This is a genomic window from Burkholderia sp. S-53, assembly GCF_025560745.1.
Taxonomy (GTDB): Bacteria; Pseudomonadota; Gammaproteobacteria; order Burkholderiales; family Burkholderiaceae; genus Burkholderia; species Burkholderia pyrrocinia.
Map to the genome: position 1 here is coordinate 2102248 of NZ_CP090484.1, position 26217 is coordinate 2128464.

The window sequence follows — 26217 nt, forward strand, 5'->3', positions numbered from 1 at the left end:
GGATCGAAAGATGCCGGCTACTGCTTGCGGCAGGCTGCAATTCCGGACGATTGCCGCATCCACGAAAAAGCCCGCCGGCAGGCTTGCGCTTGCGGGCGGGCAAAGACACCTCGGCGGAGTCGCGCGGGTGTCGCGTGAAGTCGGGAGAACCGCGTGGCGTCAGAACTTGTGGCGCAGTGCGAGACGCACGGCCACCTGGTTCGACGTCGACGACGGCGCGTCGGTGCCGGGGATGAACGCCTGGTCGAGGATCGAGTTCGTCTTGTCGCCGGCGATGTGCTGGTACGCAGCCTGCACGTACACGTCGGTGCGCTTCGACAGGTTGTAGTCGGCCATCAGCCCGACCGAATGGATCTTCGGCTTCGCGTCGCCGGTCGATGCGTCGTACTTCTCGAGCGACAGCACGTACTGCGCGCCGACCATGAACGACGGCGTGATCTGGTACGCGCCGTTCACTTCGAAGTTCTGGTACTTGATCGCGCTGACCGTCGCTCCCGGCGCGATGATCGCGCCCGGCGTGCCGAGATAGCCGTTGCCGGTCGGGTTCTTGTAGTTCGAGTTCGTGTACGCGAAGCCGACCGTCGCGGGCCCGAACGTGTAGTTGATGCCCGCACCGAACACGCGCATGCGCTCGGCGATGAAGCTCGCGTCGTTCGCGGTGATCGCGCCGGCCGAGCCGTTGCCCGGATGGTTCGCCTGCAGGTATGCGGCGCCGATCAGCAGCCCGTTGTTCTGGTATTGCGCGCCGAAGCTGTACGCGCGGTTGTCCGAGAAACTCGTGCTGTTGCTGAAGCTGTACGCGCCGCCGAACTGGAAGCCGCCGAAGTTCGGGCTCGCGTACTTCACCGTGTTGTCGAGGCGGAACGAGTTGTCGGTGTTGTCGTTGTCGAACGGGTGCGCGAGCAGGTAGCCGCCCCAGTTGCCGTTGGCGGTGGTCGGCGCGAGATAGTCGACGACGGAGTCGTACTGGCGGCCGAACGTCAGCGTGCCGTACTGTGCCTGGCTCAGGCCGACGTACGCCTGGCGGCCGAACATGCGGCCGCCCTGGTTGAGCCGGCCGGTGTTCACGTCGAAGCCGTTCTCGAGCTGGAAGATCGCCTTCATGCCGCCGCCGAGATCTTCGCTGCCCTTCAGGCCCCAGCGGCTGCCTTGCGCGTAGCCGCTCGCCATTTCGTAGACGTGGCCGGTGCCGACGTTGTTCGTGTAGTTCAGGCCTTCGTCGATCACGCCGTACAGCGTGACGCTGCTTTGTGCGAACGCGGGCGACGCGAATGCGGCCGTTATGGCGAGCGCCGTCAGTTTCTTGTTCATTGAGAGATCTCCGGGGTATCCAGCTTGTATCGGTTGTCGTGAGCGCGTCCGGCGAGGCGCGTCCCGTCATCCGGGGCGACCCGGCGCAGCGCGCGCGGCGCCGGAAACGCGCAAGGCGCGGCGGCGCGGCGACCGGCAGTGTCGGGTCGTGTCTCCTCCGATGACTCCGCGCATTCTTCCCAACCCTGAAAGGAATCGAAAGCGAGTAATTTCGATGGATGGGATCGGGATCGCCAATGGGGGCGCGACGGGTGGTTTCGGCAGCCGAAACGGCGTGCGAACAGCCGTGGTTCAAGGCCGGCCGGGCAGCCGCCGAACGGGGGCGCGACGCAGCCCGCGCCGGGTCGTCGACGGTCTCGGCAAATCGGCCGCGAGGACCGTCCGGCGGGCCTGACAGGGCGCCCGGCGATCGATTGGCGCTGCCGATCGCAATGATCGGAATTACTCGTTTCCCTAAACAAATTGGCGGCTGAAACATGCAGGCTGACCGGACGTGGCGGGATTCGCGATTCGCCGGTCGCCGCGCATGCCGCGACGCACAAACAACAGATTCGATTTGGAGACGACCCACCATGCAGATTCGACGACTGAAAACGGTCCTTCTCGCCGCCGCGGCGATCCTGTCCGCGCCCGCGGCCCATGCGGCCGGCGGCGCGTGCGCCGACGGCAAGACGGTCCATTTCGCGGGCATCACGTGGGAAAGCGGGTCGTTCGCGACCGAAGTGCTGCGGCAGATCATGGAGAAGGGCTACGGCTGCAAGACGGACGTCGTGCCGGGCAGCACGGCCGCGACGGAAACGGCGCTCGCGCGCAACGACCTGCAGATCTGGGCCGAGCAGTGGACGGGCCGCAGCGAGATCACCGCGAAGGCCGTCGCGTCGGGCGCCGTGAAGCTGATCGGCGACACGCTGCCGGGCGGCACGACGGAAGGCTGGTTCGTGCCCGAATACGTGGTGAAGGGCGATCCGGCGCGCAACATCAAGCCGGTCGCGCCGGGGCTCGTATCGGTCGACGATCTGCCGAAGTACAAGCAGGTGTTCGTCGACGAGGAGGAACCGGGCAAGGGCCGCTTCCTGAACTGCCCGACCGGCTGGGACTGCGAGCGCGTGAACACGCGCCTGCTGCGCGTGCTGAAGCTCGACCAGTCGTACACGAACTTCCATCCGGGCACGGGCGCGGCGCTCGACGCGGCGATCGCGTCGGCATACCAGCGCGGCGCGCCGATCGTGTTCTATTACTGGGGCCCGGCCGCGCTGATGGCGAAATACAAGTTCGCCGCGTTGAAGATGCCGGCCTATAACGAAGCATGCTGGAAGACGCTGCGCGACGAGAGCAGCACGCAGCAGTGCGCATCGTCGTACATGGTGTCGCGGCTGACGGTCGGCGTGTCGAAGCCGTTCGCCGATGCGAACCCCGATCTCGTCGGCGTGTTCGGCAAGGTGCGCTTCCCGATGGACTTCCTGAACCAGACGATCCTCGAGATGACGACGAAGAAGATCGACGGTGCGGCGATGGCCACGCAGTTCCTGAAGACCCGCCAGGACATGTGGAAGCAGTGGGTGCCGGCCGACGTCGCGCAGAAGATCGCCGGCAGCCTGAAGGGCGCGTAACCTGCGCGCGGCGGCGGGCCCGCGCCTGCCGCCGCCGTCACGCGCCCTCGCGGCGCGACGGAGATTCAACATGAACGGCTTCTTTCTGCACCTGTCGATCGCCGACTGGGTCAACAGCGCGCTCGAGACTTTCGTCGCGCAATACGGCGACAGCTTCCATCACTTCAGCACGATGCTGTTGCGCTACCTGCTGGTGCCGCTCGAAGGCGCGCTGCGCGTGGCGCCGCCGTGGCTCGTGCTGCTGGTCGTCGGCGCGATCGCGTGGAATGCGACGCGCCGCATCGGCCTCGGCGTGCTCTTCATGCTGCTGCTCTACGCGATCGGCTGCTTTGGTCTGTGGGACAAGCTGATGCAGACGCTCGCGCTGATGCTCGTCGCGACGGTGCTGTCGGTTGCGCTCGGCGTGCCGTTGGGCATCCTCGCGTCACGCAGCGCGTGGTTGCGCCGGATGCTGCTGCCGGTGCTCGACGTGATGCAGACGCTGCCGAGCTTCGTGTACCTGATTCCGGTGCTGATGCTGTTCGGTCTCGGCAAGGTGCCCGCGATCCTCGCGACGATCATCTACGCGCTGCCGCCGCTGATTCGCCTGACCGATCTCGGCATTCGCCAGGTCGATCCGGACGTGACGGAAGCCGCGCGCGCGTTCGGCACGACGCGCTGGCAACTGCTCGTCAACGTGCAGTTGCCGCTGGCACGGCCGAGCATCATGGCCGGCATCAACCAGACGACGATGATGGCGCTGTCGATGGTCGTGATCGCGTCGATGATCGGTTCGCGCGGGCTCGGCGAGGACGTGCTCGCGGGCATCCAGACGCTCGACGTCGGCAAGGGTACGCAGGCCGGCCTCGCGATCGTGATCCTCGCGATCGTGATCGACCGGATCAGCCAGGGCTTCGGCCAGGAGCGACGCGCGCGCCGCCGGCTCGCGCAGCAGCGCCGGCAGAAGGGCGCGTCGCGCGTGCCGTACCGGCTGCCGCGCAAGGCGCAGTCGGCGGGCGTCGATTCGAATCAGGCGACGCAATCGTCGCGCGCATAGGAACGGAGGCAGACATGGCGACCATCGACGTCAAACACGTGTACAAGCTGTTCGGGCCGCAGGCCGCGCATGCGCGCGTGCTCGACCTGCTGCGCGCCGGCAAGCGCAAGGCCGACGTGCTGGCCGAAACGGGCTGCAACGTCGGGCTCAACGACGTGAGCCTCGGCATCGAGTCGGGCGAGATCTTCGTGATCATGGGGCTGTCGGGTTCCGGGAAATCGACGCTCGTGCGGCACTTCAATCGGCTGATCGAGCCGACGGCCGGCGAGATCGTGATCGACGGCAGCGACGTGATCAAGCTCGATGCGCACGGGCTGCGCGAACTGCGCCGCTACAAGGTCAGCATGGTGTTCCAGAACTTCGGGCTGCTGCCGCACCAGACCGTGCTCGACAACGCCGCGTATGCGCTGCGCACGCGCGGCGAGAAGCGGCACGATGCGGCCGACGCGGCGCGCAACTGGCTGACGAAGGTCGGGCTCGACGGCTACGGCGATCATTATCCGGACGAATTGTCGGGCGGGATGCGGCAGCGTGTCGGGCTGGCGCGTGCGCTGGCGGCCGACACCGACGTGCTGCTGATGGACGAGGCGTTCTCCGCGCTCGATCCGCTGATCCGCACCGAGATGCAGGATCAGCTGCTCGAACTGCAGGCGACGCTTTCGAAGACGATCGTGTTCATCACGCACGATCTCGACGAGGCGCTGCGCATCGGCGACCGGATCGCGATCCTGCGCGACGGCACGCTGGTGCAGGTCGGAACGCCGGACGACATCCTGTCGCGTCCGGCGGACGATTATGTGCGGCGGTTCGTGGAGAAGCGGTCGAGTGTGAACTGAGCCGGCGCAAGAACGGCCACCGAAGCACGGGGCGCCACGCCTGCGTTTCGAGCGGCCGCCGGCGGGCGCCCGCACACGGTTGAACCTCCGGTGGCCCGTGGATTCGGTGCGGTGCACCGCAGCGGGATGTGCGTCGCCATTCCATCGCGCCTGCCGGCCGGAATCCTCGTTCCGGTCGATCACCCGACCCGCGCGCGCCAGTGCTCGCCGCTAACGGGATCCGAAGAAAAAGCGACCTATCACAGTCGAAACATTTCTGAATGGCGCTTGATGCGGGCTTTTAACGCGTTGACGGAATGAATTCGCGTGGGTCCTTGCCGGGCGTGCGTTTGCGATCGAGATCGAATACCCGGCGCTACAGGCATACCCGGATGCGCCCGGACGGTAGCGTCAAAAGTGAAACATTCCGCGCGTGCCGGGCCAGCCTTGGGTTGATCGGGCAAGCACCTGAATACAAAGGCGAAATCCGTCCGCGCATCACGGATGCCGCGGCGCCGTGCCGATCGGCACGTTTCAGACTTGAAACATAAATCGCGTGCCGGAATCGGGCGGGACGGGCCATGTCGCGTGAAAAATCCAACGGTCTCTTTGTATTCGGGCCGCTTGGAGGATTGGCATCGCCGATGCGTGATGTCGTCCGGATTGGTGCGGTCGGCCAAGCCGTTCCTCGTTACTTCAGGAGGATTTCATGCGTAAAACTTTATTGGCGTCCGCTGCGCTTCTCGCCTTGGGATGCAGTGGCTACGCGATGGCGAATCCATGCAGCAGCGATACCAGTTCGACATGCAGCCAGAAAGCGGATGACGGATCGAACACTCTCACCAACACAGTCGGCTCAACCCAGACCAGCACCACCGGGTCCAATGCAAATGAAGTTTCACCCGGCGCGAGCGTCTATCAGGATTCGTACAACAGCACCAAGATCGTCGCGATCAGCAAACTCGACGGGTACGTGAGCAATGTCCAGGTCTGGGGCATTGGCAACAACGCGACCAACTCGGGCAGCGCGGCCGGCGGAAGCGGCGGCAAGGGCGGCAACGGGTATGGCTACGGTGGCACGGGCGGTAACGGCGGCGGCGGCGGCAAAGGCGGCGCCGGCGGCAGCGGCGGCAGCGCGCATAACGGCAGCGCCACGGCGGGCAACGCCAGCAATGGCAGCGCGACGGCCGGCACCGGCAACGGCGGCGGCGGCGGAGCCGGCGGTTCACCTGTCGCCAGCGGCGGGCGTGGCGGCAATGCCACTGCGAGCGGCGGCTACGGCTCCGGCACGGGCGGCGGCGCAGTCGCGGCTTCGGTCGGCGTAGGCGGCTCCGGCACGGGCAGCGGCACCGGCTGGGGCGGCGGCACCGGCACAGCCGATGCCGGTTCCACGTGGGCCAGGAATCATGGCAGCGGAAGTGCGTCGGCATCGGCCGGCAGCGGCACCGGCACCGGCACGGGTACCGGCAGTGGCTCGGGTAGCGGCACGGGCGGCGCAGGGTCGGCGGGTACGTCGACCGCTTCGGGCGGATCGGGCTCGGGCATTGGCGGTGCGGGTGCGGCGGCGGGCGGCAACGGTGGCGCGGCGACGGCCGCTGCGGGCAACGGCGGTGCCGGCGGCGCGGGCACGGGCGGCAGCGCGGCGAACGGCGGCGCGACGACGACGGCCAGCAACGGCAGCGCAACCGCGGGTAGCGGCGCGGTGGGCGCGATGGGCGGCGCGGGCGGCGCAGGCGGCACCGGCAACGGCGGCGTCGGTAACGGCGCGGTCGGCGGCGCGGGTGGCGCAGGCGGAGCCAATGCGGTCAACGCAGGGACGTTCAACATGTCCAATGCGATGGCGAGCGTCGGCCAGACTGCGGCGGGCATCATGGTCGCCAACCAGAACAGCGGCATGGCGTCGCTCGTTCAGCAGGCTGTGACCGTGCAGGCGAACCTGACCGTAGGACGTTAGAAGGCCGGTTGGTCCTGGCGAGCCGGATGCATCGACGCGGGCGCAGGCGATCCCGCGGCTTGCATGCCATCGCCGATGGACAGGACTGCCGGCGAGGGCGGGATGGCCGAACGGCCGTCTCGCTCTCGTTGACGCAGGCCGGGCCGATTTCCGTCGATCGACGGTCACGCGGATTCCGCTCCCTGTGCGCCGGGTTCGAGCCGACTCGCGCAGGGACCAAGGAGACAGCCATGCGAATCCGAACGGCACTTTCGCTGGTGATATTGCCTGCGGCGCTGCTGCCGGGCCTGACGGCCCATGCCACGGCTGAGGGGTCGCGAACCGTTGCGGTGGAGGCAGCCGCTGGCGTTGCGCCGGCAGCCGCACCTTCCCAACCTGCCGCACGCGCGGATCAGGCCGATCCGGCTGCGGCCGTCGCATCCCCTGCGACAGCTACACCCCCTGAAAACGGCGCCGCGACCGCGCAAGCGGGCAGCTTCGGCGTCGCGATGTCGCCCGACCAGCTCGACGAGCATCGGGGCGGCGATGCGCTGATCGGCCAGAACTATCTGACCGGCGCAGTGACCGACAACGTGGCGAACCGGGTGTCGACCGGCTCGAATGCGATCACCGACGGCTCGTTCGCCAATGCGAGCGGCCTGCCGACGGTCATCCAGAATACCGGCGCGAACGTGCTGATTCAGAACGCGACGGTGCTCAACGTGCGCTTCGGGAACTGAGCGATGAGACAGGTTGCCGCAGCGTGCATCGCGGCACTCGCCTGTGCGCTATCCGGCCCGCTTGCACAGGCGGACGAGATGACGGTCGTCGATCCGACGGGCGCCGGTTATGCGATGCACGTCACGAGTCTCAAGGAAGCGCGCTTCAAGCGCACCGTCAAGCAGCAGTTCGATTTCAGTTGCGGGTCGGCTGCCGTCGCGACGCTGCTGACTTATCAGTATGACTATCCGATGACCGAGCAGACCGCCTTCGCCCAGATGTGGGAGAACGGCAATCAGGAGAAGATCCGCCGGCAGGGCTTCTCGCTGCTCGACATCCGGCGTTTTCTCGCCGCGCACGGCTTCGTCGCGGACGGCTACGAATTGCCGTTGCAGACGCTCGTCAAGACGCACACGCCGGCGATCGTGTTGATCACCGAGCACGGCTATCACCATTTCGTGGTCGTGAAGGGGCTGCGTGACGGGCGTGTGCTCGTCGGCGATCCGGCCACCGGCACGCGACCGATGTCGCTGGCGAGTTTCGAGCAGAAGTGGGAAGACCATGTGATTTTCGTGATCCACAACCGGCCCGAGCTGGCGGTGTTCAACGACCCGCGTGACTGGCGCGTTGCGCCCAGCGCGCCGCTCGACACCGGCATCGCCCGCGACGGCCTGTACTACGTCGTGGTGCCGAAGCACGGCCCGCGCGACTATTGAGGACCGTCATGAGATCCGAGACCAGGAAGATCGCCGGCATCGCCGCGATGGTGTGCGGCGGGGTGACGTCCGTGAGTGCGGCGGCGATGCAGGACGGCGCGCCGGCCGCGACCGTCGAGCCTGTCGTGCAGACGAGCGGCGTTGCGCCGGCGACCGGCGCGAACGCGGGCGCCGATACGGCGCCTGCGGAGTCGCGGGCCGGGGGCGCGCCGATCCTGCGTGCCGCGCCGCTCGCGATGGCGGAGTGCGCGGCCGGGCCGCCGGCCCCGGAACCGGGCGGCGCGCAAGAACGGAACTGGCCGGCAACCGGCGCGATCGCGCTCAGCGACGCGCGCCTCGATGCGATGCGCGGCGGCTTCGATATGCCGAGCGGCCTGAAGGTTTCGTTCGGCGTGTCGCGTGTCGCGTTCGTGAACGGCAATCTGGTCACGACGACCAGCTTCAACATCCCGGACATCAGTCATATCACCGCGCAACAGGCGCAGGCGCTGGCGGCCGCGAACGCGGGCGCGCTGATCCAGGTCGGCGCCGGCAACGCCGCGCAGCCCGCCGCGCTGCCGGCGCTGACCGGCGCAGTGATCCAGAACACGTTGAGCAACCAGCAAATCCAGGCGGTGACGACGATCAACACGACCGTCAACACGCTGTCGACGTTCAAGAACCTGAACGTGATGTCGACGCTGAACAACGCGCTGATCGGCGCGTTGCCGGGACGATGACGCAGCGATGAAGGCTCGCTGAGCGACAGGTGAACGGCAGATCAGCGGCAGATCAGCGGGCCGTGGCACGCCGGGGCCGGCGTGCGTCGCGCGGCCCGCCGTCGGCGCCGTCCGGCGATCAGAATGCAATCGGCACGCGCAGCGTCAGGATCACGTCCGGCGTGTCGCGCGTGAGGCCGGCGCCGACCGAAAGATTCAGCGTGGTCTTCGGCGACAGCCGGTACGAGTAACCGAGGAGCAGCGAGCCGAGGATCACGCGCACCGAGCTGGGCACCGTCTGGCCGTTCTGTTTCGTGGGCAGCACGATGCTCTGGTCGTAGCCGAGGCTCACCGACGCTTTCTCGTTCAGCGCGAGGCCCATGCCGATATTGAAACCCCAGATGTCGCCGGGCTGCACTTTGCCGATGAAGTCCTTCTGCCCATCGCGAATCGTGAGGCTGAGATTGTCGCGGCTGAAGCTGTGCAGATAGCTCAAGTTGCCGAAGAACACCACCGGGTCGGACGGAAAGAGCCACGTGAGGCCCGGCTGGATCGCGTAGAAGCCGGAGCCCGTCGGCTGCTCGAGCGGCAGGCCGGTGCCGGTGGCGTTGCCGACACAGCGCGTGACGCAGTCGGTGACGACGTCGAACGGGCTCTTGCCGGTGGCGGTCTTGAAGCGCAGCCAGCCGATGTAGTAGAACTTGTCGGGGCCGCCGGTATTGAACTGGTAGCGCAGCGTCATTTCGACGTCGCCGAGGCCTTTGCCGTGGCTGTTGAACGCGTTGTCCTGGGCGGAACCGGTGAAGATCTCGCGGCTGATCGTGTCGTTCGTCGTGTACACATAAGGGACGCGGACTTCGACTTCCATCCGGTTGGTGATCCCGTAGCGCACCGCGACCGCGCCCGTCAGCGTGGTCGTCTTGACTTCCCGTACGTCGACCAGGCCGATCAGCAGCGCCGGGATGATCGTGTAGCCGACGAGTGCGACGCGGTTCGACGACGAATAGCTGAACTGGAACGACGGCTCGACGACGAACTTGTGCTTCGGCGTCAGCACGCCGGGCTGATCGAAGATCGGCGCGACGGGTGGCGGTGCGGTGTCCGGCACCGGCGCCTGGCCGACCGGCTGGTTCGGCGGCGCGGCGGACCCGGCCGCGGATTGCGCGTTGCCGGGGGCGGTGCCTGCCGTGCCGGCTGTGCCGCCCGGGGCGCCGGTATCGGCTTGCGTCGCTGCGTCGCCGGGGCCGCCGGCATCACCGGGGCCTGCACCGCGCCGGGCCGCGAGTTCCCGGTTGTCCAGCGCGCGGCTCAGGCGTGTGAGATTGGCTTCTTCGTCGGCCAGTTTGCGCTTGAGCGCGCTCAGTTCCTGCAGATGGTGATCGACTTCCTGGCGCAGTGCGGAAATGTTCTCCTGCGTCGACTGGGCGTCCAGCGACTGCGCCTGCGTTTGGGCCTGAAACAGCAGCACGCTTGCATAGCTGATGGCATGGATGCAGCGAAATGGCATGCGTTTCACGGTGCGTCTCCACGATCGGGCCTGCGATTCCCCCCGGTGCACACCGACGGCAGGGCGGCGCGCGCGTTGCCCCGGATCGCTTCGCTTCGCGCCACGTCACGTCACGCGTCCGCTGAACGCGCATCGCATCGCACGCGAGCCAAAGAATGTCTCTCCGGCGGCATCGATGTGCGTGATCGAACGCCATGAAACTTCGGCAGCGAGGCCGCGCGCCGACACTGGATTGTCCATGTGCACAACGTCACCACAACGTCGCGTCCCGCCGGCCGAACGACGCGGCGGCAGACCTCACGAGGCTAGTGCAGGCCGGCATCGAAAGCCAACCAGACAAACCCTCGTTCGCATGCGGTGGACAACGGACGACACGGCGACACCTGTTTCGCGGGGACTTCCGTCAAAACCGGATGCATGTTTCGAGCCTGTGCGAGCGGGTCGCGCGGCGTGTTCATGGCGGTGTTTTCCCGTGTGCCGGCGGGCATTGTTCAGACCAGACGATGCATGGGGCCGGCCGCCGTCGCCGGGGACGCGATCACGCGGAAATCGCACGCACCCTCTCATCCGCGGGGTGCGTCGATTCCGCCGGGAACGGTTCGCGCCAGGGGGGCGCGAGCGTCGGGCCGTCGCATCAGTGCGGGACGGTTTCGCGGGTGCGCATCCGCGCGCCGGCGGTTTCTGCGCGTTGCGCGTCCGCCAGGATCAGATCCGCGCCTTTCTCCGCGACCATCATCGTCGGTGCGTTGATGTTGCCCGACGTGATGTTCGGGAACACCGACGCGTCGACGATCCGCAGCGCCTGCAGCCCGTGCACGCGCAACGACGCATCGACGACCGACGTCGCCGAATCCGGCCCCATCGCGCACGAGCCGCACAGGTGGTAGATCGACCCCGACTGTTCGCGGAAGTACTGCAGCATCGCTTCGTCGGAGTCGACCTGCGGCCCCGGCGAGATTTCCTCGACGGTCATCGATTTCAGCGCCGGCGCGCGCATCAGCGCACGGATCACCTTGCTGCCCTGCACGGCTTCGTCGAGATCCTTCTGCGTGGTCAGCGCGTTGATGCGGATCTTCGCGGCATCTTCCGCGCGGTTCGACGCGATCTCGATCGTGCCGCGGCTCGTGGGCCGGCACGGGTTGAACGCGATCAGGAAACCCGAATACGGCTCGGGCTTGATGCTCGCGCGGTCGCTCTTCGGAATCCGGTACGACAGCGGGTTGAAGTAGAGCTGCAGGTTCGGCTCGCGCGCATCGTCCGTGCCCCGGAAGAAGCCGCCGGCCTGGTTCACGCTCATCGCGAGCGGGCCGCGTTTCGTCAGCAGATAGCGCAGCCCGATCTTCAGCTTGCCGAGCAGCGTGCCCATCTCGTCGTTCAGCGTCGGCCGGTTCGCCTTGAAGTAGAAGCTCACGCACAGGTGGTCCTGCAGGTTGCGGCCGACCGCCGGCAGCGCATGCACGAGCGGTACGCGCTGACGCGCGAGCAGCGCCGGATCGCCGACGCCCGACAGTTGCAGCAGCTTCGGCGTATCGACGGCGCCGGCCGCGAGAATCACCTCGCGCGCGGCGACGAGCGTCTCGTCGCCGTTTGCGCCGGCCACGACCACGCCGGTCGCACGCGTGCCGTCGAACGTCACGCGCCGCACCAGCACGCCCGAGCGCAGCGTGAGGTTCGCGCGGCCCAGCGCGGGCCGCAGGTACGCGAAGCTGCTCGAACAGCGTTCGCCGTTCTTCGTGTTCAGGTCGTAGATGCCCGCGCCTTCGAACTGTGCGCCGTTGAAATCGTCGGTGCGCGGCAGGTTCAGTTGCGCGCAACCCGTCAGGAACTCGTGGACGATCGGATGCACGTCGGCCTTCATCGACGTGATGTGGATCGGCCCCGTCGAACCGTGATGTTGCGGGTCGGTCGCGCCGGCCGCGTGGGTTTCGAGCTTGCGGAAGTACGGCAGCACGTCGTCGTACGCCCAGCCCGGATTGCCGGCCGCCGCCCAGTCGTCGTAGTCGCTGCGCTGGCCGCGCACGTAGACCATCGCGTTGATCGAGCCCGATCCGCCGACTACCTTGCCGCGCGGGCAGTACAGCTTGCGGTCGGCGAGCTGCGTTTCCGGCTCGCTGTAGTACATCCAGTTGTAGCGGCGGTTGTAGTAGGTCTTCGTGAAGCCCACCGGCACCTTGAACCAGAACGACGCGTCGCGTTCGCCCGCTTCGAGCAGCAGCACCGAGTGCCCGCCCGATTCGCTCAGGCGGTTCGCGAGGATGCAGCCGGCCGAGCCCGCGCCGACGATGATGTAGTCGTAAGTCATGGTCGCGTTGTTCCCGGTCAGCCCTTCGCGGGGGCGAGATCCTTCACGTCGACGGGCTTCTCGCCCATCTGCAGGTGCAGCCGCTCGCCGGTGTACGGCGTGTGACGGCGCACGACATCCATGTCGAGCTCGATGCCGAGGCCCGGCTCGTTCGACGGGACGATGTAGCCGTCTTCCCAGCGGATCGGCGTCTTCACGACTTCGGCATGGAAACCGCCCCACGTCATGATGCTTTCCTGGATCAGGAAGTTCGGCGTGCAGGTCGCGAGCTGGATGCTCGCGGCCGCGCCGACCGGCCCGTTGTACAGGTGCGGCGCGATCTGCGCGTAGTGCACTTCCGCGAGCGTCGCGATCTTCTTCGCTTCGAGCAGGCCGCCCACGCGCGCGACGTTCAGCTGCAGGATCGACGCGCCGCCGGCCTGCAGCAGCTTGTGGAATTCGTACTTGGTCGTCAGGCGCTCGCCGGTCGCGATCGGAATCGACGTGTGCTTCGCGACTTCGGCGATCGCTTCTTCCTGGCCCGGCGGAACGGGTTCCTCGAACCACAGCGGATCGTATTTTTCGAGCCGCTTCGCGAGCCGGATCGCCGATGACGGCACCATCTGCCCGTGCGTGCCGAACAGCAGGTCGGCCTTGCTGCCGACGGCCTCGCGCACGCGACGGCAGAACAGCTCGCAACGGTCGAGCACTTCGAGCGACAACTGGTGGCCCGAATACGCCGTGTACGGGCCGGCCGGGTCGAACTTGACGGCCGTGAAGCCGAGCTTCACGTTCTCGGCCGCGCATTCGGCCGCGAGGTCGGGATCGTCGTAGTCGTATTCGCCGTTGGCGTTCTTCGGATACAGGTAGGTGTACGAGCGCAGCCGCTCGTGGATCCTGCCGCCGAGCAGTTCGTACACGGGCTTGCCGGCGGCCTTGCCGATGATGTCCCAGCACGCCATCTCGAGGCCGCTGACGACGCCCATCATCGTGAGGTCGGGCCGCTGCGTGAAGCCGCTCGAATACGTCTGCCGGAACAGCCGCTCGACGTGATGCGGGTCGTGGTTCAGCAGGTAGCGGTCGAACACGTCGTCGATGATCGGGCCCATCGCCTTCGGGTGGAACGTCGCCGAGTAGATCTCGCCGACGCCTTCGATGCCGTCGTCGGTCTTCAGCTTCACGAAGATCCAGTACATCCCGCCGACATGCGGCGGCGGCACGGCAACGATGTGGGTTTCGAGCGAAACGATCTTCATACGGACTCCTTGATGCGGTTGAGGCGGTATTTGAGGAACGCGGCGGCGCCCGCGCCGCAGAGCGCGATCGCCGCGATATAGCCGAAATAGAGTTGGTAGCCGTGCGCGCCCGGGTAGGTCTGCGTCACGTAGCCGTTGATCAGCGGCACGAACACGTCGGGCGAATAGCCGAGCACCGAGATCAGGCCGATCGCGAGGCCCGCGCAATGCGTCGGTACCTTGCAGTCGTCGAGCAGCGACCAGTACAGCCCGCGAACCGCGTAGGTGAGGATGCCGATGAACAGCACGAGCACGACGAGCATCGCCTGCGGGCTGTGCGGCGGCGCGGCGATCAGCCCGACGAGCGACAGCGCGGCAAGCACGAGCGCCCAGAACAGCACGGACACCTTCGACACGCGGTCGCCGAGGAAGCCGCCGCCGATCCCGCCGACGGGGCGCATCCACAGCTTGAGCGTCGTGATGAAGCCGGCCGCCGTCGCGCTGAGCCCGAAGTTGCCTTCGTGCAGGTATGCCGAGAAGCTGTAGGTCGCCCAGAACACCTGGTAGCCGCAGAACACGATCGCCGCGACGAGCCACAGCTCGGGGATTGCCGCGAGCGTCTTCAGGTCGGTCAGTACATTGCCTTCGCGGCGTTTGGTGGCCGCCGCGCGATCGTTCGCGCGGGACGGATCCTTCACCAGCGCAAGCAGCACGCCGAGCGCGATGCAGAAGAACGCATACAGGTGCACGACGAGCTTGAAGCCGGCCGCATCGGTGCCGCCGCGCGCCTGCGTCACGTACGCGAACAGCGTGATCGCGATCGTCGCGAGCAGCGCCTCGACGAGCCCGCGGCCGCCGTCGAGCAGCCCGAAGAAGCGGCCCTGCTCGTCGGGGCCCGCGATCATGTTCACGCGCTTGATCACGGCGGCCCAGAACGTGAGGCCGGTGGTCAGCCCCCAGCCGCCGAAGATCAGCACGAGCGTGTTGAACGACGGCCCGGTTGCATAGACGAGCCCGAGCGCGCCGGTCGCGAGCAGCGAGAAGCAGATCAGCCAGCGCGGCGACAGGCGGTCGGCGAGCCAGCCGCTCGGCAGGTAGCTGACGAGGAAAATCGTGCCGAGCGACGAATACAGGTAGCCGAGCTGCACGTCGTCGATACGGAAGAACTGCAGCATCGTCGGCTGGTACACCTGCCGCAGGTACAGCATCGGGTAGATCGCGCCTGCGGCGATCACGAGCAGCAGCAGTTGCAGGTAGCGCTGTGCGCGCGAGTCTTGCGACGCGTGTGCGTCTTGCGTGTTGTCCTGCAACGCGAGCGACGCGCCGGGCGTCGACGGCTGGGTCGGCATGATGTCTTCCTCCATCAGACTTCCGTCATGCGGAGGTCTGCAGATTTGTTTTGTGTTCGATCGGATCGGGGGCGGCGCGCGCGGCGTGGTGCCGGGATGCGCGCGCCGGAAACGGTGCGTCGGCGTTGCCGCGTCAGTACTTCATGACGACGAGGCGCGTCTGCGTGAATTCGAGCATCCCGTGCTTGCCGTCGTCGCCGCCGAGACCCGAGCGCTTCCAGCCGGCGTGGAAGCCCTGGTACGGATCGGCCGGCGTGCGGTTCACGTACAGCTCGCCCGCCTCGATCGCGTTCGCGACGGTCATCGCGGTGCGGTAGTGCTCGGTGTACAGCACCGACGACAGCCCGAACTGGTGGTCGTTCGCGAAGCCGATGGCTTCGTCGATCGTCGAGTAGCGCAGCACGGGCATGATCGGGCCGAAGGTTTCCTCCTGCACGATCTCCATGTCCTGCCGGCAGTTCGTCAGCAGCGTGGCCGGGTAGAAGAAGCCGGGGCCGTCGGGGATCGCGCCGCCGGTTTCGAGCGTCGCGCCTGCCGCGACCGCGCGTTCGACCATCCCGTGGATGTGCGCGCGCGCCGACGCGCTGACGAGCGGACCCATGTTCGACGGATCGGCCGCGCGGTTGCCGCTGCGTACGGCGCCCATCTTTTCCTTGAGCAGCGCGACGAAGCGGTCGTGCACGCTGTCGTGCACGTACACGCGTTCGATGGCCGTGCACAGCTGGCCGCAATGGGTCGTCTTCGATGCGACGAGCGCGGCGGCCGCGCGTTCGAGGTCGGCGTCGGGCTCGATGATCGCGGGCGTCTTGCCGCCGAGTTCGAGCGACGGCTTCGCGATGTTCGCCTTGCAGTAGTCGAGCACCTTGCGGCCCGCGTTCACGCTGCCCGTCAGCGTGATCATCCCGACCGCCGGATGCGTGCACAGCGCCTCTGCCGTTGCGTGGTCCATCGTCAGGATGTTGACGACGCCCGGCGGGAAACCCGCGTCGTCGGCGGCCTTCGCGATCTCGAACGCCGACACCGGCGTGTGGTTGCTCGGCCGCACGACCACGGTGTTGCCGGCGATCAGCGCGGGCGCGACCTTGCGCAGCAGCGTGTAGACGGGATAGTTGAACGGGATCAGGCACGCGACGACGCCGATCGGCTCGCGCTGCAGGAACAGGTTCTCGTCGGGCGTGTCGCTCGGGATGATCTCGCCCTCGATCCGGCGCGCCCACTCGGCGTGGTAGCGCGTGATCTGGCCGGCGTAGACGGCTTCGTTCGATGCGTCCTCGACGCTCTTGCCGGATTCCTGCGCGAGCGCCGCGCCGATGTCGGGCGCGCGTGCGGTCAGCGCATCGGCGAAGCGGTGCAGGTACGCGGCGCGCTCGGCGCTCGGCAGCTTGCGCCAGGCTTTTTGCGCGGCGGCCGCGGCGTCGACGGCGGCGAGCGCGTCGGCCGGCGTCGCGGCCGGCACGCGCGCGAACGGCGCTTCGGTGGCGGGATTGTGGACGACGATGGTCGCGTCGCTTTCCGGGACGACGAAACGGCCGTTGACGTAGTTGCGTTCGATGCGCATGAAGTGGCTCCTCCGATGGATGCGGGCGGATCGCTTCGGGCGGCGAAACGCGCGGCACGGGACAGAGGCCATTCTGGTCATGCGTTTAGCGCACGACAAACGACTTATTTTCGCGTCGAGCATGAGAAAAACGCACGTTACTCGACGAATCGGCTGGAATCGCTCGTCCGGCAAGGCCGGTGCGGCAGTGGCGGGATGGAGCGCGCGCGGTGGCCGGACCGCATTTTCCGACTGGTCCGAATGCGAGCGGGCGCGGGAGCCGGTAAGGTGTCGCCCGCGGCCGGCGATCGAGGTCAGTCGGGGCCGGATCGAGCGTCAGGCCAGCGGCACCTGCGGCAGCGGCGACGACGGTTCGAGGTGGCGCTTCGCGAGCCACACTTCCTGCTGCAGCCAGTCGCGGAACTGCACGATGTGCGGCAGGTTCGTCTGCTCGGGCCGCGTGACGAACCAGTACGACTGGTGGCCGTCGACATGCACGTTGAGCACCTGCATCAGTTGCCCGGTCGCAAGCTCGCGCGCGACCATGTGGCGGTCGGCGATCGTGATCCCGAGGCCGTCGATCGCCGCGCGGATCGCGTGGTCGAGCAGGTCGAATTCGTAGCCGCCGCGCGTGTCGACGTCGGTGATGCCGGCTGCCTTCAGCCAGTGTTGCCAGGTCAGGTAGCGCTGGTCGTCGGTCGCGAGCACGTGCAGCAGCGTGAAGCGGTTCAGGTCGATCGGCGCGCCCTCCTGTCGCAGCCGTGCATACAGCGCGGGCGCGCAGACGGCGATATGCTGCTCCTGCATCAGCAGCGCATTGTCGAAGCCGTCCCATTCGCCGTCGCCAAACCGGATCGCGCAGTCGAGCACGCGCGATTCGCCGAGGCTGTCGTGAATGCGCGTCGTGAGGCTCAGTTCGAATTCGGGATGCGCGTCGCGCAGCCGGCCGAGGCGCGGCATCAGCCAGCGTGCGGCAAAGGTCGGCGGCACGTTCGCGCGCAGGCGGTTCAGGTGGGTTTTTTCCTGCAGGCTGCGCACGGTCAGTTCGATCTTGTCGAACGACTGCTGCAGTGCGCGCAGCAGCACGCGGCCGGCCGCCGTCAGTTCGAGCTGGTGATGGCGGCGCTCGAGCAGCGTTTCGCCGAGCTGGCCTTCGAGCTGGCGAACCTGGCGGCTCACCGCGCTCTGCGTCACGTTGAGCAGCTCGGCCGCGCGCGTGAAGCTGCCGGTGCGGCCGGCCATCTCGAAGGCTTTCAGCGCGTTAAGCGCCGGCATCTTGCGTCTCACGGGGCGGTGTCGTGTGTGGTGCGGGATGCTTATTGTAGGCGGGCGGCCGGCGAGGCGGGGACGATCAACGGTGAGGCGGGCGCCCCGAGCCGCGCGCACCGGACATCGGGGTTTTCACGGCCTGACGGTCGGTGCATTTTTTTGCGATAAAGCTGCCCGCAGGATGGCCGGCTGGGCCGGCCGGCAACAACACGAACGAGAGGGACACACATCATGCGACGCCTGCCATCGCTGATCGCACTGCGATTTTTCGAGGAGACCGCGCGTCATCTGAGCTTCAATCGCGCGGCGGTGTCGCTGTGCGTGACGCAAGGCGCGGTAAGCCGGCAGATCCGGCTGCTCGAGGAAGCGCTCGGCGCGCGCCTGTTCGAGCGCGATCACAAGGGCGTGCGTCTGACCGATGCGGGCCAGCGGTTGCTGCCGTTCGTCGGACAGGCGTTCGACACGATCGAGCGCGGTGTCGGCGAGGTCGCCGCCGCGCGGCCGGGTGCGAAGCGGCGCCTCACGGTGTCGCTGCCGCCGACGTTCGCGACGCAGTGGTTTTCGCCGCGGCTCGGCACGCTCGCGGAGGCGTTGCCGGACGTCGAGCTGTCGATCCGCACGGAGCCGGCCGACGATTGCCATTGCCACATCCGCTTCGGGCGCGCGGCGCGGCCGGGGATGCAGTCGGAACTGCTGATGATGGAGCGGCATGCGCTCGTCGGTGCGCCGCGCTATCGCGGCGATGCGCTCGATGCGCTGTTCGGCCGCTTGCCGTCGCTGCATGTGCTGCACGAAGGCAAGCGCCTGACGCTGTGGGCCGACTGGTGCGAGCAGGCGGGCTTCGACGTCGAGCGGATCGGCGACGGCATCGAGTTCTCGACGCTCGAACAGGCGATCCGCGCGGCGCGCAAGGGCGCGGGGCTCGCGGTGGTCGACCTGAACATGATCGAGGAGGAGATCGGCGAGGGCAGTCTCGTGCGGTTGTCGCCGGTGCAGCCGATCGGGCCGTTCGGCTATTGGCTCGATGTCGAGCCGGAGAGCGTCGCGGTCGAGCATGTGACGGCGTTCGCCGCGTGGTTGCGGGGGCAGGCGGCGAGGAGGGGGTAGGGGCGGGGGCGGAGGCATTTGGATCGCGATGCGGCGTCGATCATGACGACGATGTGCGTCGATCGTTCACACGGCGATCCTCCCATCCCGATCTGTCAGAGAGTGTCACACGTTGCGGTGTACAGATCGGGATCCAGGCCGAAATGCATGAACGTTTCCCGGCCCCCGATCGCTTTGGCTTCGGCTTCCGAGATGATGGGCAACGTGCACTTCGACGGATCGATGCGTCCCACGTTGAAGACTTTTCTCGGCAGCGGGGGCGTCGGCTCGCGGGGCGGCTGTGCGACCGACTCGGCGGCGGACGTGCGCGCGAGACTGCGACGGAGTTCGTTCGCGACGAATGCTTCGAGGAGTCGCCTCATTTCCGCGCGCCAGATGAGACGATTCCCGCTCGTACGACTGCGCGCCACCGACGGTCGCGCGATCCGGAATCCGGCGATTCGGCTGTGCTTTTCCGTCATTCGTAAATCCCCTTCTCGATCAAGTAATCCCGCAGTGTCAACACGGATGCGCCATGCGGCGCAACGTCGAATGTCACCCACCGATGTGATCCGGCGACTCGCCAGAAGTCTCGCCCGACCCGGGTCGCATAGAGCGTGCGCAGGGATCGAAGCGACCCGTCGGCCAACCCGACCGGATACCCCTGGAAATACTGGAACAGGGCGGCTTCGTCCGCATGCGCACCTGGAATGGGCGCATCGAATCCGAACCTCGGCCACGCGTAGTATCCATGGAGCCGAGGCCCGCCGGGTTCCGGCGGCGCTTTGCGGCCGCCCATCGCCAAAGCGCTGATCCGGGTGATGTCCAACGTATCACACGCCCGAACGATCCTCCAGAGCATTGCCGCGCCGAGTCCGGCGACCGCGCCGTCGGCCAGATCGATTGCACGGAGTTCGAGCACCCGCGTATCAACGGTTCGGAATACCGATATCCGGTTTTCCGATCGGATCAGCGTCGGGTGGGTGATGGCGAACGTCAATTTGCCGGCACTGTCGAGATAGGCCTGGACGTCCGACCGGGCCGGCGCGCCGCATAACGAGACGAGCAACTCGTCGGAAACGTGACGGTCCACGCCCAGCAACGCGGAGATATCCAGATCGTTTCGTTCGATCGCCAGCCGATCGTCGAAGTACGTCGTCTCGTACGGCAGGACATGGCTGAGATCGACAAGGCGGGCGGGCATGGTGGCGGGCGAAAAGCGGAAAACCCCAGCATATCGCCGCGAATCCGGCGGGCCGAGTCCGCCGAACGGCCAGGTCGAACGAGCGGATGCAGGTGACGCGCGAGCCCGGCAGCGGGCTCGGCGAAGACGAATGCATCGGACGGATAGACCTTCAGGCCGGGTTGTGGCGTGACGACGTCTTCAATCATGATCGTCGTTCGCACCGGGCGGGCCCGGCAAGGCTACCTGAAAGCAGGCGAGAACCGGATGAACGCCGGGCGCCGCTGCAGCGGCCCGGCGCGGTCCCGTTCCGTCCATCGGCCCGATGGCGGCGCCCGCATTCGTGCCGATCCGACTGGAGTTCATTCTCTTGATAACTGTTGATAACCGGGTTACCCTGCATGCATCGAATTCAATGCCGTCGGGAGGTCGACATGATCAGTGCCGAACTGGGCCAGCAACTGGAGGCTTACGTCGCGAAGCTGGTCGAATCGGGGCGTTACGGTTCCAAGAGCGAAGTGCTGCGGGAAGGCGTGCGCCTGATTCAGGATCGCGAGGCGCAACTGAATGCGCTGGACGCAGTCATCGCGCGCAGCCTCGCCGATGCGGAAGCAGGACGCGGCGCGGATGCGGAGGAAGTATTCGATCGCCTCGAAGCGAAGTATCGGGCGCAGGCGAATCGTCAGGCATGACCGTCCGCCTGTCGGACTTCGCGATTGCCGAACTCGAAGCGATTGCCGATTACATCGCGCGTGACAATCCGCAACGAGCCATGACCTTCGTGCGGGAAATTCGCGACAAGTGTCTGGGCCTGGCCGGGATGCCGTTGGCGTTTCCGCTCGTGCCGCGTTTCGAGCGCCACGGCGTGCGGCACCGCGTGTACGGCAACTACCAGATCTTCTATCGGGTAGTTGGCGATCCGCCGACGCGGATCGATATCCTCCACATCCTGCACGGCGCGCGGGACTACGCATCGATTCTGTTCTGAGCGATATCGCCAACCCCGTCGGCCGGCCGGGAACTCGAAAAACCACCAGCCAGAATGCATGAACCCGGCCTCGGCCGGGTTCGTTCAAATCGCATTCCGCATCGCCGCGGCTCATGAGCCGTGTGACGATGCGAAAGCCCCGAGCGCGACGACGCAGGCAAGCATGAAGCCTGCCTCCGTCATCAATGCCCCGACGCCTCCTCCAGCGTCAGGTGCTTCGTCTCCGGCGCCCACGCGATCGACACGATCATCCCCACCAGCAGCACGCCGGCCAGCGCGAACATCGTCGCGTGAAAGCCGAGCGTCGCGATGCCGACCGGCAGCAGGAACGTGCCGATCGCCGAACCGAGCCGGCTGCACGCGATCGCCAGCCCGACGCCGCTCGCGCGCACTTCGGTCGGGAAGCACTCGGGCGGGAACACGCCGACGAGGTTGCTGAATGCCGACATCGTCAGCGTGAAGATCGCGAACGCGACGATCATCGCGAGCGCGGCCGACGACGGCAGCACTGCCAGCGCGACGAGCGACGCGCACGTCACCGCGAACGAGCCGATCAGGAAGCCGCGCCGCGACAGCCGGATCGTCAGCCAGATGCCGATCAGCGCACCCAGCACGAGGAACGCGTTCAGCAGCAGGTCCGCGCCGAAGCCTTCGGCAAGGCCGATCGTCTTCAGGATCGTCGGCAGGAACGTGTAGATCGCGAAATACGGAATCACGAGACACACGAAAAACGCGCAGTTGAAGACCGTCCGGCGGATCAGGTCGCGCTGGAACAGTCGCGAGAAGCCCGCATTCGCATGCGGTTCGGTCGAGCCGTCGAGCATCACGTGCGGCCCGAAATGCTTCGCGACGATCGCGCGCGCTTCCTGCACGCGGCCCTTGCCGAGCAGCCAGCGCGGCGATTCGGGCGTGCCGACCCGCAGCACCAGCACGATCAGCGCGGGCAGCGCGGCCGACGCGAGCAGCCAGCGCCATGCATCGGGCGCGGCGTCGCTGTACGCGAGGCCGAGCACGTTCGCGGCGACATAGCCGATCGTCCAGATCACGCTGAACGAACCGAGCAGCGCGCCGCGATGCTTGCGCGGCGAGAATTCGGCGAGGATCGCGTGGCCGACCGTGAAGTCGCCGCCCATCCCGAAACCGATCAGCACGCGCAGCACGCACAGTTCGAGCGGCGAGCTCACGAAGAACTGCGCGAACGCGGCCGCGGTGATGATCACGAAACTCGTCAGGAAGATCTTCTGCCGGCCCATCCGGTCGGACAGCCAGCCGAACACGAGACTGCCGAAGAAGATGCCGATCAGCGCCGAGCTGCCGATCATCCCCATCCAGAACGCGTCGATCGGCATCTGCCGGCCGAGTGCGGCGAGCGCATAGCCGACCGTGCCGAGCGTATAGCCCTCGGTGAAATGCGCGCCGAACGTCAAGCCCGCGATCTTCACGTGGAAACGGTTGAGCGGCACGTCGTCGAGCGCGACGGGGCGGTGCGGCGCATCGGCGCCGCGCGACAGCGGCAACGCGCGCGCGGTGCCGGATTGAACGTTGGCTTGGGTCAAGCTGCCTCCGGATTTGTTATGCATGCGGTGCGCGGGCGTCGGACGACGTCGCGAGAGCCGTGCGGGGCGCCGCGCGGCCGGGCGGCGCGCGGCGCGGATCGACCGCGGAGAGCGGTCGGCGGTCAGCGGCCGAGGCCGGCCATCAGCGTGTACTTGAGTTCCACGTATTCGTCGAGGCCGTACTTCGAGCCTTCGCGGCCGAGCCCCGATTGCTTGACGCCGCCGAACGGCGCGACTTCGGTCGAGATGATCCCGTCGTTGACGCCGACCATCCCGCTTTCCAGCGCACCCGACACGCGCCACGCGCGGCCGAGGTCGCGCGTGTAGAAGTACGCGGACAGCCCGAACGGCGTGTCGTTGGCCGCGGCGATGGCTTGTTCCTCGGTCGTGAAGCGGAAGCAGCCGGCGACGGGGCCGAAGGTTTCCTCTTCGGCGATCAGCATGTCGGGCGTCATGCCGGTCAGCACGGTCGGCTCGTAGAACGTGCCGCCGAGCGCGTGACGCTTGCCGCCGGTGAGCACGCTTGCGCCCTTCGCGGCCGCATCGGCGACGTGCCGTTCGACTTTGCCGAGCGCCGCTTCGTTGATCAGCGGCCCCTGGTCGACGTCGCCCGCGAGCGCGTTGCCGACGCGCAGCTTGCGCACGGCATCCGCGAGCTTGCGCGTGAACGCGTCGTACACGCCGTCCTGCACGAGGAAGCGGTTCACGCACACGCAGGTCTGGCCGGTGTTGCGGAACTTCGACGCGATCGCACCTTCGACTGCCGCATCCAGATCGGCATCGTCGAACACGATGAACGGCGCGTTGCCGCCGAGTTCGAGCGACAGCTTTTTCAGCGTGTCGGCCGACTGCTTCGCGAGCAGCTTGCCGACCCGCGTCGAACCCGTGAACGACAGCTTGCGCACGACGGTCGAGCTCGTCAGCGTCTCGCCGATCGCGACCGCATCGCCCGACACGACGTTGAACACGCCGGCCGGCACGCCCGCGCGCTCGGCGAGCACCGCGAGCGCGAATGCCGACAGCGGCGTTTCTTCGGAAGGCTTCAGCACCATCGTGCAGCCGGCCGCGAGCGCGGGGCCGGCCTTGCGCGTGATCATCGCGAGCGGGAAATTCCACGGCGTGATCGCCGCGACGACGCCGACCGGCTCGCGCGTGACGACGATCTGCGCGTTCGGCTTCGGGCTCGGGATCACGTCGCCGTACATGCGCTTCGCTTCTTCCGCGAACCATTCGAGAAAGCTCGCCGCATACGCGACTTCGCCGCGCGCTTCCGCGAGCGGCTTGCCCTGTTCGCGTGTCAGCAGTTCGGCGAGCGCGTCGCGGTGTTCGAGCATCAGCTCGCCCCAGCGCTTCACGCGGGCGCCGCGCTCTTTCGCGGTCAGCGCGCGCCACGCGGGAAACGCGTGCGCGGCCGCATCGATCGCGCGCTGCGTGTCGTCGGCGCCGCCCTTCGCGACCTTCGCGATCGTCTCGCCGGTCGCCGGGTTCAGCACCGGATAGGTCGCGTCGCTCGCGTCGTGCGATTCGTGCCATTCACCGCCGATGTAATGGCCGGTCCTCAGAAATTCGTTCATTGTGTGTCGTTCCTTCATTGCCTCGGTCCTTCAATCCGCCGCGAAACTGCCCTGCGCCGGGCGCGACTCGCGCGCGATGCGCTTGCCGGCCGTGTAGTCGTTGATCAGGTCGCACGGCGTGTAGTTGCGTTCCAGCTCGTGCAGTTCATCTTCGGTGAGCTGCGTTTCGAGCGCACCGAGCGCGCTGTCGAATTGCGCGACGGAATCCGCACCGACCAGCATGCTTGCGATGCCCGGGCGGCCCAGCACCCATGCCTGTGCGATCTGCGCGGGCGGCACGCCGCGCCGCTTCGCGACCTTCGCGACCGATTCGGCGATCGCGAGCGACGACGCGTCGCCGTACATCTGCGCGGTGAAGAAGTCGGTCTGGTTGCGCGTCGATTGCGGCTCGCAGGTCAGCAGGCCGCGCGCGAGCGGGCTGAATACCGACACGCCGACGCCCTGGTCGATGCAGTACGGCACCATCTCGCGCTCTTCCTCGCGATACGCGAGGTTGAGCTGCAGCTGCATGTTGATCGGCTTGTCCCAGCCGTTTCGTTCGCATGCCTGCATGATCTTCGCGAACTGCCACGTGTACATCGTCGAGACGCCGATGTAGCGCGCCTTGCCCGCGCGCACGATGTCGTGCAGCGCGCTCATCGTTTCCTCGACGGGCGTGTTCACGTCGAAGAAGTGCAGCATGAAGATGTCGACGTAATCCATCCCGAGCCGCTTCAGCGAACCGTCGATGCCGTCGAGCACGTGCTTGCGCGAATGGCCGCCCGCGTTCGGGTAGCTGCCCATGTCGTAGCCGACCTTGGTCGTCACGACGAGCTCCTCGCGGCGCGCGTTGCGCTTCAGGATCCGGCCGACCACTTCCTCGCCGACGCCCGTCGAATAGAAATCCGCGAGATCGATGAAGTTGACGCCGGCGTCGAGCGCGCGGCGCACGATCGGCTCGCTCTGCGCTTCGTCGAAGATCCACGGCTTCCACTCGGGCGTGCCCATGTTCATCGTGCCGAGGCACAGGCGGGACACCTTCAGGCCGGACTGGCCAAGGCGGACGTATTCCATGCTTCCTCCTGGTGCGGCCTGGCCGGCCGCGCGTTGTCTGTCAGTTCTTTTTCGGCGTGTAGAACGGGTTCGACACGTCGCGCGCGGCGGCGAACACCGCGTCGCGATGCGGTAGCCCTTCCATCGCGGCGACGATCGCGTTGCGGCACGCGCGGTAGTTGTTCTCGAACACGGCGTCGAGGTCGTCGGTCTGCGGGTTGACCCAGTTCGCCGACACGACGACCCAGTCGTTTTCCGCTTCGGGCGGCAGCGTGCCGTTCTCGAGCGCTTCGGCCACGGCCTTCGCGATGCCGGCCTGCGATGCGCCCCACGTGGCATTGCCGTGGAAGTCGCCGGCGATCTGCGCCTTGTTCACGTACAGCGTGAGCGGCTTGGTCGGCACGCCCGGCTGCGCGATCACGACGAACGGCGCATGGCCGGCCGACGGCGTCGCGAGCGCGGTCGCGAATGCCTGCCCGGCCGGGCCGTTGCGCGGGCCGACCAGCACGTTGATGTGCGCGAGGTTGACGCCGGGGCCTTCGAAGCCTTCGCCGATGTAGAGCTGCCTGGGTTGGGATGCGGTCATTGCGGTGTCTCGTCGATGAGGTTGGGTGTGAGGCGATTGTGGTGGGCCGCGCAGCGGCCGGTGAATCGATGTTTTCTGATCGGGCTATGAGTTTTCGTCGTCTCCGGGAAAGCCCTGAGCCCGGCGCGCAAACGCCCGCCGGGCGGGCCGCGGCCGCCGTCGAGACGGCATGCGGGGCGGAATCGGCGGGCGGTT

23 protein-coding genes are annotated in these 26217 nt (G+C 67.2%); 10 read left to right on the top strand and 13 right to left on the bottom strand.

Annotated features, from left to right (window positions below):
• Positions 1 to 159: 159 nt before the first annotated feature.
• Positions 160 to 1311: a porin gene (locus tag LXM88_RS31575; protein ID WP_262543354.1), complete on the bottom strand. Its 1152-nt coding sequence runs from the start codon at positions 1309 to 1311 to the stop codon at positions 160 to 162.
• Positions 1312 to 1883: 572 nt separating this feature from the next.
• Between LXM88_RS31575 and LXM88_RS31580 the strand changes: the two genes are divergently transcribed.
• The 7 genes from LXM88_RS31580 to LXM88_RS31610 all read left to right on the top strand — a co-directional run bounded on the left by LXM88_RS31580 (position 1884) and on the right by LXM88_RS31610 (position 8860).
• Entirely contained in the window at positions 1884 to 2921 is a 1038-nt protein-coding gene (locus LXM88_RS31580) for an ABC transporter substrate-binding protein (protein ID WP_262543355.1), read from the top strand.
• Positions 2922 to 2991: 70 nt separating this feature from the next.
• Complete coding sequence (locus LXM88_RS31585; protein ID WP_262543356.1) at positions 2992 to 3957, top strand: ABC transporter permease; 966 nt, start codon at positions 2992 to 2994, stop codon at positions 3955 to 3957.
• Positions 3958 to 3971: 14 nt separating this feature from the next.
• Positions 3972 to 4793 carry a quaternary amine ABC transporter ATP-binding protein gene (locus tag LXM88_RS31590; RefSeq protein WP_262543357.1) on the top strand — a complete coding sequence of 274 codons (822 nt, stop codon included), beginning with the start codon at positions 3972 to 3974 and terminating at the stop codon, positions 4791 to 4793.
• A gap of 688 nt (positions 4794 to 5481) precedes the next feature.
• A complete protein-coding gene (locus LXM88_RS31595; protein ID WP_262543358.1) occupies positions 5482 to 6726 on the top strand; it encodes a hypothetical protein in 1245 nt (414 codons plus the stop codon).
• A 59-nt stretch (positions 6727 to 6785) separates the two neighbouring features.
• Entirely contained in the window at positions 6786 to 7445 is a 660-nt protein-coding gene (locus tag LXM88_RS31600; protein WP_262543360.1) for a hypothetical protein, read from the top strand.
• A gap of 3 nt (positions 7446 to 7448) precedes the next feature.
• Positions 7449 to 8141 (top strand): C39 family peptidase, encoded by a 693-nt coding sequence (locus LXM88_RS31605; RefSeq protein WP_262543361.1) that lies wholly within the window; start codon positions 7449 to 7451, stop codon positions 8139 to 8141.
• Between the two features lie 8 nt (positions 8142 to 8149).
• Positions 8150 to 8860, top strand: a complete 711-nt coding sequence (locus tag LXM88_RS31610) for a hypothetical protein (RefSeq protein WP_262543362.1) — start codon at positions 8150 to 8152, stop codon at positions 8858 to 8860.
• 118 nt (positions 8861 to 8978) lie between these two features.
• Here LXM88_RS31610 and LXM88_RS31615 read toward each other — a convergent pair whose 3' ends face one another.
• The 6 genes from LXM88_RS31615 to LXM88_RS31640 form a co-directional block, all read right to left on the bottom strand.
• Positions 8979 to 10355 (bottom strand): acetate kinase, encoded by a 1377-nt coding sequence (locus LXM88_RS31615; RefSeq protein ID WP_412524149.1) that lies wholly within the window; start codon positions 10353 to 10355, stop codon positions 8979 to 8981.
• Positions 10356 to 10980: 625 nt separating this feature from the next.
• On the bottom strand, positions 10981 to 12648 hold the full coding sequence (locus LXM88_RS31620) for a GMC family oxidoreductase (protein WP_262543363.1): 1668 nt from the start codon (positions 12646 to 12648) through the stop codon (positions 10981 to 10983).
• A gap of 17 nt (positions 12649 to 12665) precedes the next feature.
• Complete coding sequence (locus LXM88_RS31625; protein ID WP_262543364.1) at positions 12666 to 13883, bottom strand: mandelate racemase/muconate lactonizing enzyme family protein; 1218 nt, start codon at positions 13881 to 13883, stop codon at positions 12666 to 12668.
• Positions 13880 to 15211 carry an MFS transporter gene (locus LXM88_RS31630; protein ID WP_262547007.1) on the bottom strand — a complete coding sequence of 444 codons (1332 nt, stop codon included), beginning with the start codon at positions 15209 to 15211 and terminating at the stop codon, positions 13880 to 13882. The genes LXM88_RS31625 and LXM88_RS31630 overlap by 4 nt, the downstream gene beginning before the upstream one ends.
• 133 nt (positions 15212 to 15344) lie before the next feature.
• The gene (aldA, locus tag LXM88_RS31635) at positions 15345 to 16769 is read right to left on the bottom strand and encodes an aldehyde dehydrogenase (protein WP_262543365.1); all 1425 of its coding nucleotides are present in this window, start codon (positions 16767 to 16769) and stop codon (positions 15345 to 15347) included.
• Between the two features lie 315 nt (positions 16770 to 17084).
• Positions 17085 to 18023, bottom strand: a complete 939-nt coding sequence (locus LXM88_RS31640) for a LysR substrate-binding domain-containing protein (RefSeq protein ID WP_262547008.1) — start codon at positions 18021 to 18023, stop codon at positions 17085 to 17087.
• Between the two features lie 225 nt (positions 18024 to 18248).
• Between LXM88_RS31640 and LXM88_RS31645 the strand changes: the two genes are divergently transcribed.
• Positions 18249 to 19124, top strand: a complete 876-nt coding sequence (locus tag LXM88_RS31645; protein ID WP_262543366.1) for a LysR substrate-binding domain-containing protein — start codon at positions 18249 to 18251, stop codon at positions 19122 to 19124.
• 95 nt (positions 19125 to 19219) lie between these two features.
• Here the strand turns inward: LXM88_RS31645 and LXM88_RS31650 are convergent, their stop codons facing one another.
• Together LXM88_RS31650 and LXM88_RS31655 are read right to left on the bottom strand one after the other, a co-directional pair.
• Positions 19220 to 19585, bottom strand: coding sequence for a hypothetical protein (locus tag LXM88_RS31650; RefSeq protein WP_262543367.1), 366 nt, complete (start codon positions 19583 to 19585; stop codon positions 19220 to 19222).
• Positions 19582 to 20307, bottom strand: a complete 726-nt coding sequence (locus tag LXM88_RS31655; protein WP_262543368.1) for a hypothetical protein — start codon at positions 20305 to 20307, stop codon at positions 19582 to 19584. Before LXM88_RS31655 ends, LXM88_RS31650 begins: the two co-directional genes overlap by 4 nt.
• Positions 20308 to 20720: 413 nt before the next feature.
• Here LXM88_RS31655 and LXM88_RS31660 point away from each other — a divergent pair, with 413 nt between their 5' ends.
• Together LXM88_RS31660 and LXM88_RS31665 are read left to right on the top strand one after the other, a co-directional pair.
• On the top strand, positions 20721 to 20978 hold the full coding sequence (locus tag LXM88_RS31660; protein WP_262543369.1) for a type II toxin-antitoxin system ParD family antitoxin: 258 nt from the start codon (positions 20721 to 20723) through the stop codon (positions 20976 to 20978).
• Positions 20975 to 21274: a type II toxin-antitoxin system RelE/ParE family toxin gene (locus LXM88_RS31665; protein WP_262543370.1), complete on the top strand. Its 300-nt coding sequence runs from the start codon at positions 20975 to 20977 to the stop codon at positions 21272 to 21274. Before LXM88_RS31660 ends, LXM88_RS31665 begins: the two co-directional genes overlap by 4 nt.
• 182 nt (positions 21275 to 21456) lie before the next feature.
• Here the strand turns inward: LXM88_RS31665 and LXM88_RS31670 are convergent, their stop codons facing one another.
• The 4 genes from LXM88_RS31670 to fae form a co-directional block, all read right to left on the bottom strand.
• Positions 21457 to 22791, bottom strand: coding sequence for an MFS transporter (locus LXM88_RS31670; protein ID WP_262547010.1), 1335 nt, complete (start codon positions 22789 to 22791; stop codon positions 21457 to 21459).
• A gap of 161 nt (positions 22792 to 22952) precedes the next feature.
• A complete protein-coding gene (locus LXM88_RS31675; RefSeq protein ID WP_262543371.1) occupies positions 22953 to 24404 on the bottom strand; it encodes an NAD-dependent succinate-semialdehyde dehydrogenase in 1452 nt (483 codons plus the stop codon).
• 30 nt (positions 24405 to 24434) lie between these two features.
• Positions 24435 to 25457, bottom strand: a complete 1023-nt coding sequence (locus tag LXM88_RS31680) for an aldo/keto reductase (protein WP_262543372.1) — start codon at positions 25455 to 25457, stop codon at positions 24435 to 24437.
• Between the two features lie 40 nt (positions 25458 to 25497).
• Positions 25498 to 26022: a formaldehyde-activating enzyme gene (fae, locus tag LXM88_RS31685; RefSeq protein ID WP_031397394.1), complete on the bottom strand. Its 525-nt coding sequence runs from the start codon at positions 26020 to 26022 to the stop codon at positions 25498 to 25500.
• Positions 26023 to 26217 lie beyond the last annotated feature (195 nt).